Raw genomic sequence first — 17,867 nt, 5'->3', positions numbered from 1 at the left:
CGGCATTACCATTTCAACGCCTTCCGGCAGTTCGCAGTTTCCGGTCACGTCTGTGGTACGGAAGTAGAACTGCGGACGATAACCATCGAAGAACGGGGTGTGACGGCCGCCCTCCTCCTTGGTCAGAACGTAGATCTCACCGGTGAACTTGGTGTGAGGGGTAACGGAACCGGGCTTGCAGAGAACCTGGCCGCGCTGAATCTCCTCACGCTTGATACCACGGAGCAGGATACCGACGTTGTCGCCAGCCTCACACTTGTCCATCATCTTGCGGAACATCTCGATGCCGGTAGCAACGGTGGACTGGGTATCCTTGATACCGACGATCTCAACGGGGTCGTTGAGATTGAGCTCGCCGCGCTCGACACGACCGGTAGCAACGGTACCACGGCCGGAGATGGTCATGACGTCCTCGACAGCCATCAGGAACGGCTTCTCGTTGTCACGAGCGGGAGCGGGGATGTACTCGTCAACGGAGTTCATGAGCTCGCGGATGGCGTCCATCCACTTCTCCTCGCCGTTGAGAGCGCCGAGAGCGGAACCACGGATGACGGGGATGTCGTCGCCCGGGAAATCGTACTCGGAGAGGAGCTCGCGGGTCTCCATCTCAACGAGGTCGATGAGCTCGTCATCGTCAACCATGTCGCACTTGTTCAGGAAGACGACGATGTAGGGAACGCCGACCTGACGGGCGAGCAGGATGTGCTCGCGGGTCTGAGCCATGGGGCCGTCGGTAGCAGCGATAACCAGGATAGCGCCGTCCATCTGGGCAGCACCGGAGATCATGTTCTTGACGTAGTCGGCGTGGCCGGGGCAGTCAACATGAGCGTAGTGGCGAGAAGCGGTCTCGTACTCAACGTGGGAGACGGAGATCGTGATGCCACGCTCGCGCTCCTCGGGAGCCTTGTCGATGTTCTCGAACGCGGTGAAGTCAGCCTTGCAGCCCTCGGTCTCGGAGAGAACCTTGGTGATGGCTGCCGTCAGCGTAGTCTTGCCGTGGTCGACGTGGCCGATGGTGCCGATGTTAACATGCGGCTTAGTACGCTCAAACTTTTCCTTGGCCATAAAGCCTCCTCCTTAAAGGTGGTCCCCGGATGGGACTATGCCTTCTTAACCCTAAGTGGCCCGCCCGGTTTCCCGAATGAGCCACTCTAGTTACCTGGTAGCGGTGACTGGATTCGAACCAGTGACGCCACGGGTATGAACCGTGTGCTCTAACCAGCTGAGCTACACCGCCGACTGGAGCCTGCAACCAGACTTGAACTGGTGACCTCTTCGTTACCAACGAAGTGCTCTACCGACTGAGCTATACAGGCAGACGAACGGGTGGGAGCTATAGGATTCGAACCTATGTAGGCATAGCCAACGGGTTTACAGCCCGTCCCCATTAACCACTCGGGCAAACTCCCTTGCGTTCGTACGCTTGATTTCAGACTTGCTGTTCGGCTTGTCGTCTTCAAGCAGGGAGAATATTACGCCGCATCACGGTTTAGTGTCAACCAGAAATCTATAATACACGCGCCCGGGCGTATCTATCTCTTTCTTATTTTGCATGATATGATTCGCTTAGCTAAAGTCTTTCATTTAGTTTTTCCGATGCTATCAATTTGAAAAAGTCTCAAATCGCTTCGAATTCTTGCCGAATCAACCAGGATTTACCTCTATTGATCTTTGCAAAGTGGGTTCCGCTTCTTTCCTATATTGATGCACCATGGGAAAATCCCTATTAGAGAAGATATTTCCGCCCTCTTGCCGGTGGGCAAACAGGTTTCATCTCTCATTTATGTTGAGCATGGCCATATCGCAGCTTTTGGCGTTCTCCGCCTAAAAACAAACAGGCCAGAGCGCAAATACACTCTGACCTGCTAATTTCTATGGAGCCAGCGACAGGAATCGAACCCGCAACCCACTGATTACAAATCAGTTGCTCTACCGTTGAGCCACGCTGGCGCTCTGGGCTTATCGCGCAAAGCTCATTTAGGATACTCAATGCCGAGCTATCGAGCAAGAGCGAAGCGTCAAAGCTTCGCAAATCACGCATGGATCAACGCGGTAGCCCCAACTCAGCGCACCCCCACCATACTCGTCCGCGCTTAATACCTTTGGACGAGGACCAGCTACGCGTTAGCTACCTTACGCGACCCCGCAGCTTATCAAGCTTGGCGCGCGTCTCGGGCGACAACCTGCTGCCAAGCGTCAGCTTCATAGCGGGCTCTTCATCGCGCATCGCCTGAAACTCACGTTCGATGGTGTCGATCTCCTCCACCAGCATGCGCGCCGAGATCCTGGTAACGCCCTTACCCATAACGGTTGCCTGGATGGTTCCGTCACTGGTGACTACCGAGCACGCCCGCCCCTCCTCGCGAGCCTCATTACACAGCTGCTGCACCACGGTATCGGCAGAAACCCCCGTGGGTGAAAACTCTATCCGGATGCCCGCCTGCGAAATGTTGGGGCGATCGGGCGATACGTTGCCGGCGCCGTCGAACACGATGACCGCCTCGTAGCTACCCTGGGCGAAGGCGGCGACATCAGCGATTAGGGCCATACGGGCGGAATCGAACACGTCACTGGTATAGGGTTCATCCGAGCGATCGTAGATGAGGCGCTCGTACTTGGGAGTGGCATGGATGATGTTGTACCCGTCAACAACCAACAGCTCCTTCTTGCCCATAGCGTTGACGCCGCGCGGGGGTACGCCGGGGCCGCCAAAGGCGTTGCCGGGCGAATAGGATCCAGGCGCACCGTAAACGCCACCTACGCCATAAGTAGAGCTCTGCACCGTTTCGCGCACGGACGATTCGCCAAAGCGCTTTGCCTTGGACTTGGCTCGGTTCTTCTTGGTCATGCGTTACTCCCCCGTCGTGGCACCGGCGGCGCGGTCGGCAACGGCGGCGTAATTGCGACGGAGCCACTCAAAGCACAAAGAGGTCGCGGCCTGGGCGACGTTGAGGCTCTCGGTTGCGCCCAGCTGCGGCAGCTTGGTAAGGAAATCGCACTTGTCCAGCACCAGGCGGCTTATGCCGTCACCCTCGGACCCCATCACCAGCGCAACGCGGCCCTCAAAGGGGGCATCCCAGCAGATATCGTCCGCATGCTCGGAGGCGCCGCCCACCCAAAAGCCGGCGGCTTTAAGATCGTCCAATGCGCGGGCGATGTTGGGGACCTGGGCGATGGGAAGGTGCATGACCGCACCGGCAGAGGTCTTATAGGTGGCAACCGTCACCTCGGCGGCGCGCTTGTTGGCGATCACCACGCCCGCAGCACCCACAACCTCTGCGGAGCGAACGATAGCGCCGAAGTTTCCCGCATCCGTCACGTGGTCCAAGACCAGCACCAACGCGGGGCCCTCGCCCGCGCGCTCGATGATGTCGGCAAGGTCCGCGTACGGAAAGCGGTCCACCTCCAGCGCGATGCCCTGGTGGGCACCGTGGCTTGAAAGGGCATCGAGCTGCGCGCGGGGCACTTGCTTGACCGCAACCCCGGCATCGACAAGGCCCGCGACCAGATCGCGGATAGCCGGCTCGCCCTCGACACCCTGGGCTATCAGCGCGCGCTTGATGGGAAAGCCCGTGCGCAACGCCTCGAACGCGGCGCGGCGGCCCTCGATGAAGTTACCCGTCGGCGCTTGGGTATCGCGGCGCTGCGGCTCCTGCGAAGCGCGGGCCAAAGACGGGCGCGCAGCGGAACGCTGGGAGCGCTGCTGCTGGGCCTGGGGCTTTTGGCCCCTGCCCGCCCCTGTCTTAGAACGGTTCTCTGCCGTGCGCCTGGCCTTGCCCTGCGCACCGTCGCGCTTTTGCACGCGCTTCTTCTCAGCCATCGCGGCCCCTCCTCGGTACGGTTCTTTCCGCACCATTGTCACATCCAAATGCGCCGCCACCATCATTCGCAACAAAAAATGCACCGCACGCGGGAGATTCCACGTACGGTGCAAAACGCTCGTCAAGCAAGAAGCCAGCGGTAAAGATGCCAAGTAGGTCGCCCTAGACGTCGATCATCGGTTTCCAGGGTGCCCCAAATTGCCCTGAAAGAGGAGGGAGGACGCCTAAGGGCGCCGATCGACGATTGAAGGGTAAGGTGGAGCGCCCTAGGAAGCGATGTGCTTGATACGACTGCCGGCAGCGGTGTCCTCGATCATAAGCCCCATGTCGCGCAGCTGGTCGCGCACGGCGTCTGCGGTAGCCCAGTCCTTGGCGGCGCGGGCGGCGGCACGGGCCTCCAAGATCTTCTCGGCAGCCTCATCCACATCATCGCCGGTGTAGCCCACCAGACCGGCGGCAACGCCCAGAAGGCCCACGGGCAGCGGTTCCTCGATCACGGGCAGCTTTACGCCCAGCATGGCCAGCGTACCAGAGATGGCCCCGGCGCACACGCGCGCTACGGTCTCGTCCACGGCACCCGCAGCCTGCTCAAGGTACTTGTTGGCCTGGGTGACCAGCTCAAAGTAGGCAGCGACGGCGCCTGCGGTGTTGAAGTCATCGTCCATGCACGCTTCGAACTCGCGGCCCGCCTTTTCCATAGCGGCGGTAAGCTCGTCTGCCAGCGCGGCGTCCGGCTCGCCTTCCGCATGGTCGGCGGCCCACTTGAGGTTGCGGCAGGTGCCGGCGATGCGAGCCAGCGAGTTCTCCGCGCCCTCCAAGCGCTCCCAAGAGAAGTCCAGCGGGCTGCGATAGTGGGTCTGCAGCATGAGAAGACGCAGGGCCGCGGCGGAATGCTTCTGCAAAACCTCGTCCAGCGTAAAGAAGTTGCCCAGGCTCTTGGACATCTTCTCGCCGTTTACCAACAGCATGCCGGTGTGCATCCAGGTGTTGGCAAAGCCCTGGTGCCAGGCGCAGGTGGCCTGGGCGCACTCGTTCTCATGATGCGGGAAGGCGAGGTCCGAGCCGCCGCCGTGGATGTCGATGGGGGTGCCCAGGTAGCGATGGACCATGGCCGCGCACTCCGTGTGCCAACCGGGACGGCCCTGGCCCCAGGGCGACGGCCAGCTGGGCTCGCCGGGCTTGGCGGCCTTCCACAGGGCAAAGTCCAAAGGATCTCGCTTGTCCTCGTTCTCCTCGATGCGCGCGCCCACCATAAGGTCATCGATCTTGCGACCGGAGACCTCGCCATAGGACGGGTCGCTGCGAACGGCAAAGTAGACGTCGCCGTTATCCGCGGCATAGGCGTGCCCCTGCTCGATCAGAGTCTTGATCATGGCGATCATGGGGCCGATCTCCTTGGTGGCGCGGGGACGAACATCCGGATCGAGCACGTTGGCGCGGCGCATAACGTCGATGAACTTATTGGAGAACTCCTCTGCCACCTCCTGGGCGCTGCGGCCCTGGTCGTTGGCGCGGTTGATGATCTTGTCGTCCACATCGGTAAGGTTCTGCGCAAAGGTTACCTCGAAGCCTCTCGAGATAAGCCAGCGGCGGATCACGTCGAAGCTGATGAACGTGCGCGCATTGCCAATGTGGATGTTGTCATACACCGTGGGGCCGCACACGTACATGCGGACCTTGCCCTCCTCGATGGGGGTGAATTCCTGCTTGCTATGGGTCTGCGAATTGTAGATGCGCATGAATAAACCTCTTTCGTTATCTTCTGCCCGCGTTTTTGGACGAGTTTTGGCTGAAATGACTAAGGGAGTTATAGGATGAGACGGCTAGTCGCGACATCGCTCCATAAGACACACGGCCCAAGCACCTATGCCCCGGCCCTCGCCCTCCCAGCCCAGGCGCTCGGTAGTGGTGGCCTTCACGCCAACACACGATGCATCCACGCCGAGCGCGGCCGCGAGGTTCGCGCGCATGGCTTCGCGATGCGGGCCAATTTTTGGCTGCTCGCAGGCGATGGTGCAATCTGCGTCCACTAACTCGAAACCACGTTCGCGAGCAAAATCCATAACGGCTGCCAGCAGCTTGAGCGAGTCCGCGTCTTTGTAGGCGGGGTCGGTCTCCGGGAACAGCTTGCCTATGTCGCCCCCGCGCACCGCGCCCAAGATGGCGTCGGCAAGCGCATGCGTCAAAACGTCCGCGTCAGAATGACCCAGCAGGCCCTTCTCATGTGGAATATCCACGCCGCCGATGATGCAGCGGCGCCCCTCGACCAGGCGGTGGACATCGTAGCCGTGTCCTATACGCAGGTTAGATGCCATATGCTCCCCTTTGACCATTAGGTTGATACCGGCGGCTCGTGCTTACGGCACGGCGAGCGGACGCATGCCGTGGATGGTTAATCTTACCCCAGGCTACCTCAGCGGGCTGCGCGCGATGATACCGGTGTCCTGAGCGGACTCGGCGTCGCTCATACGACCCAGCAGAATCGCGGTCACGGGGCGCAGGTCCTCAGGCAGCGTGACCTTGAGATTGTCGCGCGGGCTCTCGACGCACATGACGCAGCCGCCCATGCGCTCCACCAGCGATGAATCGTCCGTGCCCACAAAGCCCTGCCGAATAGCCTCCTCGTGCGCACGGCGTACCACGTCGAGCTTGAAGATCTGCGGCGTTTGCGCGGCCCAATACATGCTTCGCGGAGGAGTCTCCACAATGCGGTTGCCGTCGACGATCTTCAAGGTGTCGATCGCCGGCTGCCCGCAGACCACGCCGTCCACGCTCGCGTCGCCCAGAAGGGACGCGATGGCGATGTTGATCGCCTCGGTGGTGATGAGCGGGCGGGCCCCATCATGGATGGAGACGTAATCGAACCCCGTCGGCACCGCTTCGATGCCCGCGCGGGTGGAATCCTGCCGCGTCTCACCCGCATCCGTAAAGGTGATAGGGGTTTGGAACTCGAAGGGATCGATGGCCAGGCGGCGCATCTCATCGCGGCGCTCCGGCGGGCAGACCACCACGATGTGGCCCACGTACATAGAGCGGTCGAACGCCATGATGGACCAGGTGAGCATGGGGCGGCCGGCCACGTTGACCAGCTGCTTGCCGCCGGGATTGCCAAAACGAGAACCGCAGCCGCCGGCAACCACGACTGCGCACACAACGGGAGCACGCATGGATTAGGCCGCACCCCCACCGCGCTTGCCCTGCATACGGTACAGGGAGTCCGCAAGGATCGCCGGGTTGTTGACGCCGAAGTCGCCCAGGCGCTCGGGATCGCGGCGAATATCGTCCATAAGGTCCTGCAGCGAGCCGTACTCGTCCACGATCTTCTCCGCCACGCCGTCGCGCACAACGGATACACGAGAAAGGGTGCGAAGACCCAGCGGGGTGAGGACGGAGTCCTCGTCCAGATTGTCATAGCCCAGGGCTTCCGCCACGCGCTTGGGGTTGGTGAGGTCCTGAGCCGGCATGTTGCCGAAGCGCTCGCGGATGCGCGCCGCGTTCTCATGGGAGGAGTCGGCCGCGTAATCGCGAATCATGAGGTTGTATTCATCGTCCATATTGCTGCCAGCGAGCTGCTCCAGCTGCATGCGGACCAGCTTGCCCTGGGTACCCAGCTCCTCGATGCAGACCTCGAGCTCGATCTTTGCCTGCTGCATGATCTCGAAGCTGGAGAAGATGCTGGTGATGTCTGCCAGGGTCACGTAATCGTCCAGCTCCAGCGCGGTCAGGCGCAGCAGGGAACGGTCAAGCGAGGTGCGCGTGGTCTGCAGCGTCGCCACCAGCTGGTTGACGGAGCTCATGATCTCGCCCACCGGCTTGATCTGGTAGGAGCGGCCGTTGACGTAGACGTTGACCACGCCGCGGCGCTCGGAGACGGAGATGACGATGGCGTCGGTGAGCACGCTCATGCGCGCGGCGGTGCGGTGGCGCATGCCCGTCTCGCTGGTCGCCAGCGAGGGGTCCGGGTTGAGGTGGAAGTTGGCGCGCAGGATCTGGGTGAGGTCCTCGTCGATGACGATGGCGCCGTCCATCTTGCACAGCTCGAACAGTCGGTTGGAAGTGAACGAGATGCTCAAAGGGAAACCGTCGTTGCCCGATGCCAGCACGTGCTCGGTATCGCCCACGCAGATGAGCGCGCCGATGTGGCCGGCGATGATCATGTCGAGCGCCGTGCGAATGGGCTGCCCGGGCGCCGTGAGCCGAATGGCCTCTTGCATGCGCTTCTGAGTATCCGTTTTATCCAAAACACTACCCCCGTCCCGTACGTTCATAGTTGCCATTCTCGCATATACGCAGCGCTAAAAGCGATGGGCGGGCATTTGTTTATAGAAAAAGACCCGCAATAGGGCGGCTGGACGCAAGGGCTCCGCGACCACCGACCGCATCACCGCGCATACAGCGAACGGCGCCCCGCAACCGTTTTGGTCGCGGGGCGCCGTTGACGACGCGTATAAGGTAAAACCCAGAACAGCGCTAGCGCGCGCCGGCACCCATCTGAGCACCGCCGCCCGCCGCTGAAAGCGAGGGGGCCGCATAGCCGTTGCGCGGAGCGGAATCGAAGGACGCCCCAAGGGCGCCGGCCTCGCGGGGAGCGGGGATCTCGCCGGCGCCGTGGGTGAACACGAAGGAACCGTCGACCACGTCGCACTCCACGGTATCGCCCTCGTGCCACTCGCCCGCCAGCAGCTCCTCGGAGAGCGGGTCCTCGATGAGGCGCTGGATGGCGCGGCGCAAGGGGCGTGCGCCGTTGGTAAGGTCCGTACCCTCGGAGACGATCTTCTCGACTGCGGCGTCGGTGAGGACGATGTTCATGCCGTTGGCGATCAGGCGCTGGCGCAGGTCGTCCACCAACAGCTTGGCGATGGATGCCAGCGACTCGCCGGCGAGCTTCTTGAACACCACGATGTCATCGATGCGGTTCAAGAACTCGGGGCGGAACAGGCGCTTGAGCTCGCCCATCGCGCGACCGCGGATCTCGTCTGCGGTAAGGCCCTGCTCGCCGGTGGTGCCAAAGCCCACGGTTGCATCCTGGGCGATCTCGCGGGCGCCCACGTTGGACGTCATGATGATCACGGTGTTGCGGAAGTCTACCGTCTTGCCCTGGCCATCCGTCAAGCGTCCCTCGTCCAGAACCTGCAGAAGGATGTTGAAGATATCCGGGTGGGCCTTCTCGATCTCGTCGAACAGCACCACGGAGTACGGGTGGCGGCGGACCGCCTTGGTGAGCTGGCCGCCCTCCTCGTGGCCCACGTATCCCGGAGGGCTACCGATGAGCTTGGAGACCTCGTACTCGCTGGAGAACTCCGACATGTCGAAGCTGATGAGCGCGTCCTTGCTGCCGAACAGGTACTCCGCCAGGGTCTTGGCGAGCTCGGTCTTACCCGTGCCGGTGGGACCGAGGAAGATGAACGAGCCGCCGGGACGACGCGGGTCCTTGAGCGGCGAGCGGCTGCGGCGGATAGCCTTGGCCACGGCCTGAACCGCCTCGTCCTGTCCGATGATGCGGGTCTTGAGAACGCTCTCGCACTGCAGCAGGCGGCGGCTCTCGTCCTCGGTCAGCGAGGAGACGGGCACGCCGGAGGCGATGGAGACGATGTCGGCGATCTGCTGGGTGTCGATGACGAGCGGATGGGCGTCCATCTCGGCCGTCCAGTCCTCACGAGCCTTGGCGAGCTCCTGCTCGGCGGCCTTCTCGTCCTCTTTGATCTCCGCGGCGCGGTTCATGTCGTCGCCCGCCGCCGCCTCATCGATCGCGGCCTTGAGCTCGGCGATACGTGCTTCCGCGTCGCGAACGGACTGAGGGGCCTTATTGGCGGCGATGCGGGCGCGGGCACCGGCCTCGTCCATAAGGTCGATGGCCTTGTCCGGCAAAAAGCGGTCCTGGATGTAGCGCGAAGACAGGTTGGCCGCGGCCTCGATGGCGGCGGGCGTGTAGGTCACGTGGTGGTGCTCGGCGTAGCGGGGAGCGAGCGCGTTCAGGATCTTGATGGTATCCGGAATGCTGGGCTCCTCGACGTCGATCGACTGGAAGCGGCGCTCGAACGCGGGATCCTTCTGCAGGTGCTTGCGGAACTCCTCGGCCGTGGTGGCGCCGATGATCTGGAAGGCGCCGCGAGCCAGCACGGGCTTGAGCATGGAGCTCGCGTCGATGGAACCCTCTGCGGAGCCCGCGCCGATCAGCGTGTGCATCTCATCGATGAACAGGATGATGTCATCGGCCTCCGTTGCCTCGGCGATAACGTTCTTGAGTCGCTCCTCGAACTCGCCGCGGTACTTGGCTCCGGCCACCAGGCCGGGAAGGTCCAGCGTCCAGATGTTCTGGTTCATGAGGTTCTCCGGCACGTTGCCGGCGGCGATCTCCTGCGCCAGCCCCTCGACGATGGCGGTCTTGCCGACGCCCGGATCGCCCAAGATCAACGGGTTGTTCTTGGTGCGGCGGGACAAGATCTCCATCATGCGCGAGATCTCTTTCTCACGTCCGATAACGGGATCGAGCTTGCCGGCGCGTGCCTGGTCGGTGAGGTTGGTGCCGAACTGCTTTAGCGTGCTCTCCTGCTGGCCCTGGCCCTGGCCGGCCTCGCCGGAGAAGAACGGCAAACCCGCGCCGGGGCGACCGGATGCGGAACCGGCCATGGGGCGCTTCTTTCCCTTGTCCCTGCTGGTGAGCTTGTCGATGGCGGCGCGCACCGAAGCGGCGGAGACGCCCAGGCGCTGCAGGATGTCCATCGCCTTGATGTCCGTCGCCTTGCCCTGTCCCACCTCGACGATGGCGAGCAGCAGATGCTCGGTGGAGACATAGGTCTGGCTGTTCTCGCGCGCCAGGCGAAAGCCCTTCTCCATGACGGCGATCACGCTGGGGGTGAAGGCGAGCTTGCCGGCAGCGTTGTCCGCAGCGGCTTTCTCGTCCAGATCAGCATCGTCGCTTTTTGCCTGCTCTTCCGGCGCGGCGGCAGAGACGGTGGTCGCCATCTCTTCAAGCTGCGTCAGAATATCCTCATGGGTTATCTCGAGGTCGCGAAGGGCCTCGGACGCTATGCCGGAATCCTCCTTGGCAAGCGCTAGGAGCAGATGCTCGGTGCCAACCTTTTGCGACTTAAGTCCAAGCGCCTCCTCCTTCGCCAGCGACATGACGCGGCGGGCGCGATCAGTGAATCTATCAAGCATACGGGTACCTCTTACGTGCTATCTCAAACGTATCAGTTTTGGTCTTTACCCTATAAGATTCAACATCATACCTGATAGATGCTTTTACATTGCCGTGCAAGCCATTTTGTCAGCATCTTTTGCACTTCGCATGCGCTGCCATAGCGTGAAAAAGGCGCCGTCGCACATCGCGGCAGCGCCTTTCTCAAGAGCTATAAAGTGAAAACCCGATAAGTCCCCTACTGTGCCAGGCGGCGCAGCGCATCGACCAGCAGCACGTAGAAGCGCTCGAAAGATGCCAACTCCATATGCTCGTCGGGCGTGTGGACGTCATAGAGCTGCGGGCCCACGGCGATGGCATCCAGGCCGGGCAACGCATCGGCGAACAGGCCGCACTCAAGGCCGGCATGGATGGACTCGATACGCAGCTCGGTGCCAAACAGCTCGCGGTAGCTCTCCTGGAAGACCTCGCGCACGGGCGAGTGCTCCACGTAGCTCCAACCCGGATACTCGTACTCAAAGATCACGTCAAAGCCCAGAACCTCCGCCAGCGTGGCGATGCGGTCCTTCACATCGTCCTGCAATGATTTGATGGACGAGCGGGGCGACAGCAAAATCTTGATCTGGTCATCGGTGACGGCGACCACGCCGATGTTGGAGGAAACCTCGACGGAGCCGTCCGCCGCGACGTTGCGACGCATCACGCCGTTGGGGGCAAGGCGCAGAGCGCGAACCAGCGCAAGGGCATCGTCCTTGCTCATAGCGTCGACCTCAACACCGTCCTCGACCGCGATAGCGCAGGCGAAGCCCGGGTCAAACACTTCCAGCTCAACCTTAATGTCTTCAACAATGCTGACTGCGATGGCGGCGCCCGCCTCCGCGGCGGCGTGGTCGGGGTAAACCAAGACGGCCTTGCACTCGCGGTTGATGGCGTTGTCCTTGGTACCGCCGTTGAAGGTCACCAGCGCGGGATCGCCGGCAGCCATAAGGCGCTCGACCATGCGGCCCATCAGCAGGTTGCCGTTGCCGCGCTCCAAGTGGATGTCCGCGCCGGAGTGCCCACCCAAAAGACCGGAGATCTCAAGGGTAAGGGTGCTGCCGGCCTTGTGCTCGCGGGTGACGGGGCGCGTATAGGTGGCCACAACGCCGCCGGCGCAGCTAACGGTCGCCACGCCCTCTTCCTCAGAGTCCAGGTTAATCATGATGCGCGCGTCGATCTGGGACTTGTCCAGGGTCTCGGCTCCAACCAGGCCGGTCTCCTCATCCGTGGTGAACACGCACTCAAGGGCGGGGTGAGCCAGCGAGTCATCGTCCAAAATAGTGAGCATCAGCGCCACGGCGACGCCGTTATCCGCGCCCAGAGTGGTGCCGTTGGCGCTCAGCACGCCGTCCTTCACTACCAGGTCGATACCCTGGGTCTTGAAATCGTGCTCAACGCCCGCCAGCTTATCGCAGACCATATCGATGTGGCCCTGCATCATGACGGCGGGGGCACCCTCGGCGCCGGCGCTCGCGGGCTTCTTGATGATGACGTTATATACATCGTCCTGGTACACCCACAGGCCACGCTCCTTGGCAAAAGCTACCAAAAAGTCGCTGATGGCCTTCTCATCACGGGATTCGCGCGGAATGGCGGCGATGTCCTCAAAGAAATGAAACAGTTTCTCGGGCTTGTATCCAGCGATCTTGTATTCCATGTGCTGTCCTCCTTGGCGCATTGTGGAACTGCCTTTTGCATACACGCTATATATTCCCAAAGATCCTAGAGACGAGCCGTGTCAATACGCTGGCAGTTCCAAAAACAGCAGGGAACGGCACTTTGATATGCCTTTGGACGATGATTCTATTCATGTTTGATTCTGCAGTACACCCGTTCCATAATCTATAGACGTGGTGCCATTTAAATCACTGGGTACAGAAAGCTACATACGATATGGCAAGGAGACTCCAGTGGAAACTGCGATCCAAACGACCGCTCACCCGGGTCTTTCGTCCAAAGAAACGGCGCGCAAACTGGCCCTCATAGAGCATGGCGCCAGACTCGTCATCTCCGTTGCCCAGCAATGCGGCTATACAGGCCCAACGGACAACCTTCTTGAAGGCAAAACCTGGAGCGAGCTTCGCGATGATATGTATGACGAAATGCTCGATGCCATAAAGGGGCGATAAGCAAGTCCAACAACTTGCTGCGCTGCCTCATAACAGCAAAACGGCGAGCCACCCTCTCGGAGTGGCCCGCCGTTCTCATTTTGATGTACGCGCAAGGACCATAGAGCCTTCCGCCGCAAAGCTGCCGTTAGTACAGCTTGGCGCCCGCGGGGATGGAATCATCCACGATCAGCACGTTCAGGCGCTCCTCGGGCTCCTCGCCCTCGGCGACGTTCTCGGCGTGCACCGCGGAGATGATCATGCCGCACGAATCGATACCCATCATCTTGCGCGGGGGCAGGTTGGTGATGGCGATCAGCGTCTTGCCGACCAGGTCCTCGGGCTCGTAGTAATCATGGATGCCGGAGAGGATGATGCGGTCGGTGCCCGTGCCGTCGTCCAGCGTGAAGTTCAGCAGCTTCTTGCTCTTCTTCACGGGCTCGCACGCCTTGACCTTGACGGCGCGGAAATCGCTCTTGGCAAACGTATCGAAATCGACGAAGTCTGCGAACAGCGGCTCGATGGCGAGCTTGCCGTAATCGAGCGTGGGCTTCTTGGGGGCAACAAAGGGAGAGGAGGCAACAGCCTCGGCATCCTGAGCTGCCTTAGCGGCGGCGGCGCCGTTCTTGGAGCCCTTCTCCGGCTTCATGTGCGGGAACAGAAGGACATCGCGGATGGACGTGGAGTTGGTAAGCAGCATGACCACGCGGTCGATGCCGATGCCGATGCCGCCCGCCGGAGGCATGCCGTACTCGAGGGCGCGCACGTAGTCCTCATCGTACTCCATGGCCTCATCATCGCCGCCGGCCTTCTCGACCATCTGGGCAGCGAAGCGCTCGGCCTGATCGACCGGATCGTTGAGCTCGGAGAACGCGTTAGCGTACTCGTGGCCGGCGATCACCAGCTCGAAGCGATGGGTCAGACGCGGGTCGTCCTCGTTGCGCTTGGCCAAAGGCGACACCTCGACGGGGTAGTCGCATACAAAGGTGGGATTCACGATGGTGTCCTCGCCCAGCTCGTCATAGAGCTCGGCGACCAGCTTGCCGGCGGTCCACTCGGGCTTGGTCTCGATACCGCGCTCGGCGCAGGCGGCGCGCAGCTCCTCGACCGGGGTGTCGAGCGTGACCTCGCGACCCAGGACGTCGGAGACGATGGAGGTCATGGGACGGCTTTCCCAGTTGGAGAACAAATCGATCTGCTGACCCTGGTACTCGATGACGCCCTCCAGGCCGACGGCGTGCGCAGCGGCCTTGATAACGCCCTCGGCGAGCTCCTTCATGCCCTCGAGATCGGAGTAGGCGCGGTAGGCCTCCATCGTGGTGAACTCGGGGTTATGGGTGAGGTCCATGCCCTCGTTACGGAAGATGCGGCCGATCTCGAAGACGCGCTCGTAGCCGCCCACAAGCAGGCGCTTGAGGTGCAGCTCGGTGGCGATGCGCAGGTAGTTCTCCTGATTGAGCGCGTTAAAGTGGGTGATGAACGGCTTAGCGGTGGCGCCGCCCTGAATGGTCTGCAGGATAGGGGTCTCGACCTCCATGTAGCCGTTATCCTCCATGTAGCGGCGGAAGGTGGAGATGATCGCGGAGCGCTTGCGGAAGGTCTCGCGAACGTCCTCGTTCACGATAAGGTCGACATAGCGCTGACGATAACGGGTCTCCTTGTCGGAGAGGCCGTGGAACTTCTCGGGAAGCGGGCGAACCGCCTTGGAAAGCAGTTTGGCCGTACGGGGGGCAACGGAGAGCTCGCCGCGCTTGGTGCGGACCACAACGCCGGTCGCCTGGACGATATCGCCCAGGTCGAGCTCCTTCAAGACCTCCCAGGAAGCTTCCTCGACATCGTTCACGCGGCAGAACAGCTGGATGTCAGCGGAGGGGTCGCGAAGAACCAGGAACATGATCTTGCCCTGGCCGCGCTTGGCGACGATACGGCCGCCCACGGTGACGGTCTCGGCGCCCTCTTCCTCGTTTGCCAAGCCGGCATAGCGCTCAAGCAGGTCGGCGGCATGGTCGGTGACGTCGGAATGCTCGGGATAGGGATTCTTACCGGCGGCGTACAGCGCGGCGCGATCGGCGAGGCGGCGGGCGCGCTCGTCATTCAGCGTCGAAGCGCCCTGTGCTGCCGCATCGACGGACTGGTTCTCAGCCATGTTCTCTCCTTTTACAATAAAACGCTCCCTGAGGCCTGACGGTCCCAGGGAGCGAACTGTTACCTGTGCGCGGGACCGAAAGCCTAGCGCGTGATCTTGGTGATGGTGTAGACGCGGCGCTTGCCAGCCGGGGTGATGATCTCAACGGTCTCGCCCTCGCCGTGACCGATGATGGCGCGGCCGACCGGGGACTCGTTGGAGATCTTGTGCTCGAGAGAGTTGGTCTCGGTGGTACCGACCAGGGTGACCTCGGTAGCGACGCCGTCGCCATCAACCAGGGAAACGGTGCTGCCAATGGAAACGGTCAGACCGAACTCGCCGCTCTCGGCATCCTTGGCGTTTGCGAGGATAGCCTGGATCTCGGCGATGCGAGCAGCGTTCTTGGCCTGCTCTTCCTTGGCGGCGTCGTACTCAGCATTCTCGGAAAGGTCGCCGAATGCGCGCGCCTCCTTGATGTGCTCGACGATCTCACGGCTCTTCTCGCCCTCGCGCCACGCAAGCTCATCCATGAGCTTCTTGCGGCCCTCTGCGGTCAGTACGATCTGGCTTGCGTCCATGCGCAGAACTCCTTGCTACATCTGTCGGCGGCGCTGCGGTGCAGCGAGCCTTTCGCCAACGGTACTCCAAACAACAAAAGCGACCGGTCGACCCTACCAGGGGAAACCGGTCGCCGCTCTCCCCTTGTGAGAGAAGCGTTTACTCAGCGTGCTGAGCGCTATCTTCCTTCTTGGCCTTAGCGGCGGCAAGCTTTGCCTCAAGCTCGCGAATCTCCGCATCGTCCTCATCCTCGACCACGGTCTCGGACTCGACCTCCTCGGCCTTGTCGTCACCCTCCATGCCCTCACGGATGTTCTTGACGGTAGAGCCAAAAGCCTTGCCGAGCTTTGGAAGGTTCTTGGGACCAAAGATAAGCAGGACCACAACCAGGATGACTACGAGCTCCATAGGACCAAGTCGCATGTTACTTCCTCCAAATACGTAGAGTCGATGCGAGGCGCATCGGAAAATCGCCGCCTTTGCGCGATCCGGCCAACGCTGGCCGTGCCTGTAAAGTTCGATTGAGTATACCGCGCCTGTACTGCGAATGACAACACCGCCATATTTTACACGCTTGACGGGCATCAATATCAGCATTTGGTAAGCCGTGCATCAGTTCACCTACATAGCAAAAGGGGCCAAAGCCTAATGCCTTGACCCCTTTATCATGCAATGGTCGGGTTGACTGGATTTGAACCAGCGACCCCTGCGTCCCGAACGCAGTGCTCTACCAAACTGAGCCACAACCCGTTAGCTCGACTATAGTACCAAAGGCGGACGAGAAATACCAGAGATATTTTTCGTCCACATCATCACGCTGCCTATTCCAAACCCTGGACCTGGGTACAGCTTAGCCGACGGCGATAAAAGGACCGCTCTTCTCCATCTTGGCGGCCTGGGCCCACCAACCGTGGTCCTTGAGTGCGGACAGCGCGATCTTCTCGGCCGCCATCTGCGTGTTGCATACCGCAAAGAGGCACGAGCCCGAACCGCATACATCCACGGCGCGGACGTTGTCCTGCGCACGGAGCCACTCGAGAATGTCCGCCATCTCGGGCGAGAGCTTGAGCGCCGCCGCACCCAGGTTGTTGTGGATGTTCGCAAAGATATCCTGCTCGCGATGGTCGCGCATAGCCTGGAGCATGGGCTCTATATCCGTGGGCGCAACCGGATCCGTATCGAACTCAGCGTAGGCGTCCGCCGCGCTCACCCCGCCGTTCATGGGCTTTACCAGCGCCAGCGGCGTTCCCGTGAGCGGCCGGTACATTTCCTGCATCGCGTCGCCCCTGCCGGATAGGTACGCCGGCGGGCCATACAGGAAGAACGCCACATCAGAGCCAATGGAGCGCGCGACGGCATCGATACGCGGATCTGTGGCGTCGATCTTCCAGAAGTAGCACAGACCCATGATGACCGCGGCGGCGTCCGCAGACGGCCCGCCCAGGCCGGCGCGCACGGGAATGTGCTTATCGATCAAGATCGCGAAATTGGGGTCGCGACCAAACGCCTCGCCCATGGCGATGGCCGCCTTGTAGGCGGAGTTCTGCTCCATGGGAAAATCCGCCTCGGGCACCATGCGAACCAGCAGCTCGTCATGAGGCGCCATGGCGACGGTATCCGCCAGGTCGATCGCGGTCATAACCGTATCCACGCGATGGTAACCGGACTCCTCCGCCTTTGCATCCGTCCCATGGGGATGAACGCCAAGGTATAGGTTAATCTTGCCCGGCGCGGTAATCAGGATGAACTGAGGAGCCATAGCCCTACTCCTCCAGCTGGTTTCCCAGGGGAACAAAGATATGCTCGCCGGACTCCGGATCAAACAGCTCGACGGTACCGGTTAGCACGTCGACGTACTGGTAGGACTGGCGGGACTTGCGGCCACGGCGCTCGTCCACCTCGACAATGAACACAGACGGATGAACCGTCTTGATGGTGCCCATGCGCTCGACCACGCGGGTGCGGCCCATATTGGCCTTGACGCGGATTCGCTCCCCCACCATGTTGATCAGCTTCTGGTGAATCTCGTCCACGTGATTAACTTCAAGCTCTTCCATCTTGTTAGCCTCCACAAG

Annotated in this window: 15 protein-coding genes and 5 tRNA genes; 1 reads left to right on the top strand and 19 read right to left on the bottom strand. The window is 61.5% G+C overall.

The annotated features are described in order from the left end of the window. From tuf to B3H65_RS10385, 13 genes are all read right to left on the bottom strand, one after another. Positions 1-1,065, bottom strand: a 1,065-nt coding sequence (gene tuf, locus B3H65_RS10445; RefSeq protein WP_286685161.1) for an elongation factor Tu, incomplete at its 3' end; no start/stop codon positions are given. Positions 1,066-1,160: 95 nt separating this feature from the next. Next, a tRNA-Met gene (locus B3H65_RS10440) sits at positions 1,161-1,237 on the bottom strand. A 3-nt stretch (positions 1,238-1,240) separates the two neighbouring features. Next, positions 1,241-1,316, bottom strand: a tRNA-Thr gene (locus B3H65_RS10435). An 11-nt stretch (positions 1,317-1,327) separates the two neighbouring features. After that, positions 1,328-1,409 (bottom strand) — tRNA-Tyr (locus tag B3H65_RS10430). A 466-nt stretch (positions 1,410-1,875) separates the two neighbouring features. Then, positions 1,876-1,950: transfer RNA gene (locus tag B3H65_RS10425), tRNA-Thr, on the bottom strand. Positions 1,951-2,128: 178 nt separating this feature from the next. Beyond that, positions 2,129-2,848 (bottom strand): NYN domain-containing protein, encoded by a 720-nt coding sequence (locus tag B3H65_RS10420; protein WP_009141993.1) that lies wholly within the window; start codon positions 2,846-2,848, stop codon positions 2,129-2,131. A gap of 3 nt (positions 2,849-2,851) precedes the next feature. Further along, positions 2,852-3,820: a 23S rRNA (guanosine(2251)-2'-O)-methyltransferase RlmB gene (rlmB, locus tag B3H65_RS10415; protein ID WP_286685160.1), complete on the bottom strand. Its 969-nt coding sequence runs from the start codon at positions 3,818-3,820 to the stop codon at positions 2,852-2,854. A 267-nt stretch (positions 3,821-4,087) separates the two neighbouring features. Next, positions 4,088-5,560 carry a cysteine--tRNA ligase gene (gene cysS / locus B3H65_RS10410; protein WP_286685159.1) on the bottom strand — a complete coding sequence of 491 codons (1,473 nt, stop codon included), beginning with the start codon at positions 5,558-5,560 and terminating at the stop codon, positions 4,088-4,090. An 84-nt stretch (positions 5,561-5,644) separates the two neighbouring features. After that, positions 5,645-6,136, bottom strand: coding sequence for a 2-C-methyl-D-erythritol 2,4-cyclodiphosphate synthase (ispF, locus tag B3H65_RS10405; RefSeq protein ID WP_286685158.1), 492 nt, complete (start codon positions 6,134-6,136; stop codon positions 5,645-5,647). A gap of 93 nt (positions 6,137-6,229) precedes the next feature. After that, positions 6,230-6,988, bottom strand: a complete 759-nt coding sequence (gene ispD / locus B3H65_RS10400) for a 2-C-methyl-D-erythritol 4-phosphate cytidylyltransferase (RefSeq protein ID WP_117678805.1) — start codon at positions 6,986-6,988, stop codon at positions 6,230-6,232. A 3-nt stretch (positions 6,989-6,991) separates the two neighbouring features. Continuing rightward, positions 6,992-8,089, bottom strand: coding sequence for a DNA integrity scanning diadenylate cyclase DisA (disA, locus tag B3H65_RS10395; RefSeq protein WP_009141998.1), 1,098 nt, complete (start codon positions 8,087-8,089; stop codon positions 6,992-6,994). Between the two features lie 202 nt (positions 8,090-8,291). Then, the gene (locus B3H65_RS10390) at positions 8,292-10,982 is read right to left on the bottom strand and encodes an ATP-dependent Clp protease ATP-binding subunit (RefSeq protein ID WP_286685157.1); all 2,691 of its coding nucleotides are present in this window, start codon (positions 10,980-10,982) and stop codon (positions 8,292-8,294) included. Between the two features lie 218 nt (positions 10,983-11,200). Beyond that, positions 11,201-12,658 carry an aminoacyl-histidine dipeptidase gene (locus B3H65_RS10385; protein ID WP_286685156.1) on the bottom strand — a complete coding sequence of 486 codons (1,458 nt, stop codon included), beginning with the start codon at positions 12,656-12,658 and terminating at the stop codon, positions 11,201-11,203. A 253-nt stretch (positions 12,659-12,911) separates the two neighbouring features. Between B3H65_RS10385 and B3H65_RS10380 the strand changes: the two genes are divergently transcribed. Then, positions 12,912-13,130 (top strand): hypothetical protein, encoded by a 219-nt coding sequence (locus tag B3H65_RS10380; protein ID WP_286685155.1) that lies wholly within the window; start codon positions 12,912-12,914, stop codon positions 13,128-13,130. Positions 13,131-13,257: 127 nt separating this feature from the next. Here the strand turns inward: B3H65_RS10380 and lysS are convergent, their stop codons facing one another. From lysS to B3H65_RS10350, 6 genes are all read right to left on the bottom strand, one after another. Next, positions 13,258-15,255: a lysine--tRNA ligase gene (gene lysS / locus B3H65_RS10375; RefSeq protein ID WP_286685154.1), complete on the bottom strand. Its 1,998-nt coding sequence runs from the start codon at positions 15,253-15,255 to the stop codon at positions 13,258-13,260. A gap of 83 nt (positions 15,256-15,338) precedes the next feature. Then, positions 15,339-15,812, bottom strand: coding sequence for a transcription elongation factor GreA (greA, locus tag B3H65_RS10370; RefSeq protein WP_117678811.1), 474 nt, complete (start codon positions 15,810-15,812; stop codon positions 15,339-15,341). A gap of 139 nt (positions 15,813-15,951) precedes the next feature. Beyond that, the gene (tatA, locus tag B3H65_RS10365; protein WP_009141376.1) at positions 15,952-16,215 is read right to left on the bottom strand and encodes a twin-arginine translocase TatA/TatE family subunit; all 264 of its coding nucleotides are present in this window, start codon (positions 16,213-16,215) and stop codon (positions 15,952-15,954) included. 250 nt (positions 16,216-16,465) lie between these two features. Beyond that, positions 16,466-16,542, bottom strand: a tRNA-Pro gene (locus B3H65_RS10360). Between the two features lie 100 nt (positions 16,543-16,642). Next, complete coding sequence (ispE, locus tag B3H65_RS10355) at positions 16,643-17,551, bottom strand: 4-(cytidine 5'-diphospho)-2-C-methyl-D-erythritol kinase (protein ID WP_286685153.1); 909 nt, start codon at positions 17,549-17,551, stop codon at positions 16,643-16,645. Between the two features lie 4 nt (positions 17,552-17,555). Continuing rightward, the gene (locus tag B3H65_RS10350; protein ID WP_009141374.1) at positions 17,556-17,849 is read right to left on the bottom strand and encodes a Veg family protein; all 294 of its coding nucleotides are present in this window, start codon (positions 17,847-17,849) and stop codon (positions 17,556-17,558) included. Positions 17,850-17,867: the final 18 nt, after the last annotated feature.

Origin of the sequence: Collinsella sp. UBA1693, assembly GCF_002320115.1 — a bacterium.
Lineage (GTDB): Bacteria > Actinomycetota > Coriobacteriia > Coriobacteriales > Coriobacteriaceae > Collinsella > Collinsella tanakaei.
This window is presented reverse-complemented; position numbering and strand designations above follow the sequence as displayed.

Excerpts from the sequence above, each read along its gene's own strand:
- B3H65_RS10420 (WP_009141993.1), bottom strand. The coding sequence starts at position 2,848 with ATGACCAAGAAGAACCGAGCCAAGTCCAAGGCAAAGCGCTTTGGCGAA.
- rlmB (WP_286685160.1), bottom strand. The coding sequence starts at position 3,820 with ATGGCTGAGAAGAAGCGCGTGCAAAAGCGCGACGGTGCGCAGGGCAAG.
- cysS (WP_286685159.1), bottom strand. The coding sequence starts at position 5,560 with ATGCGCATCTACAATTCGCAGACCCATAGCAAGCAGGAATTCACCCCC.
- ispF (WP_286685158.1), bottom strand. The coding sequence starts at position 6,136 with ATGGCATCTAACCTGCGTATAGGACACGGCTACGATGTCCACCGCCTG.
- ispD (WP_117678805.1), bottom strand. The coding sequence starts at position 6,988 with ATGCGTGCTCCCGTTGTGTGCGCAGTCGTGGTTGCCGGCGGCTGCGGT.
- disA (WP_009141998.1), bottom strand. The coding sequence starts at position 8,089 with ATGAACGTACGGGACGGGGGTAGTGTTTTGGATAAAACGGATACTCAG.
- B3H65_RS10390 (WP_286685157.1), bottom strand. The coding sequence starts at position 10,982 with ATGCTTGATAGATTCACTGATCGCGCCCGCCGCGTCATGTCGCTGGCG.
- B3H65_RS10385 (WP_286685156.1), bottom strand. The coding sequence starts at position 12,658 with ATGGAATACAAGATCGCTGGATACAAGCCCGAGAAACTGTTTCATTTC.
- lysS (WP_286685154.1), bottom strand. The coding sequence starts at position 15,255 with ATGGCTGAGAACCAGTCCGTCGATGCGGCAGCACAGGGCGCTTCGACG.
- greA (WP_117678811.1), bottom strand. The coding sequence starts at position 15,812 with ATGGACGCAAGCCAGATCGTACTGACCGCAGAGGGCCGCAAGAAGCTC.
- tatA (WP_009141376.1), bottom strand. The coding sequence starts at position 16,215 with ATGCGACTTGGTCCTATGGAGCTCGTAGTCATCCTGGTTGTGGTCCTG.
- ispE (WP_286685153.1), bottom strand. The coding sequence starts at position 17,551 with ATGGCTCCTCAGTTCATCCTGATTACCGCGCCGGGCAAGATTAACCTA.
- B3H65_RS10350 (WP_009141374.1), bottom strand. The coding sequence starts at position 17,849 with ATGGAAGAGCTTGAAGTTAATCACGTGGACGAGATTCACCAGAAGCTG.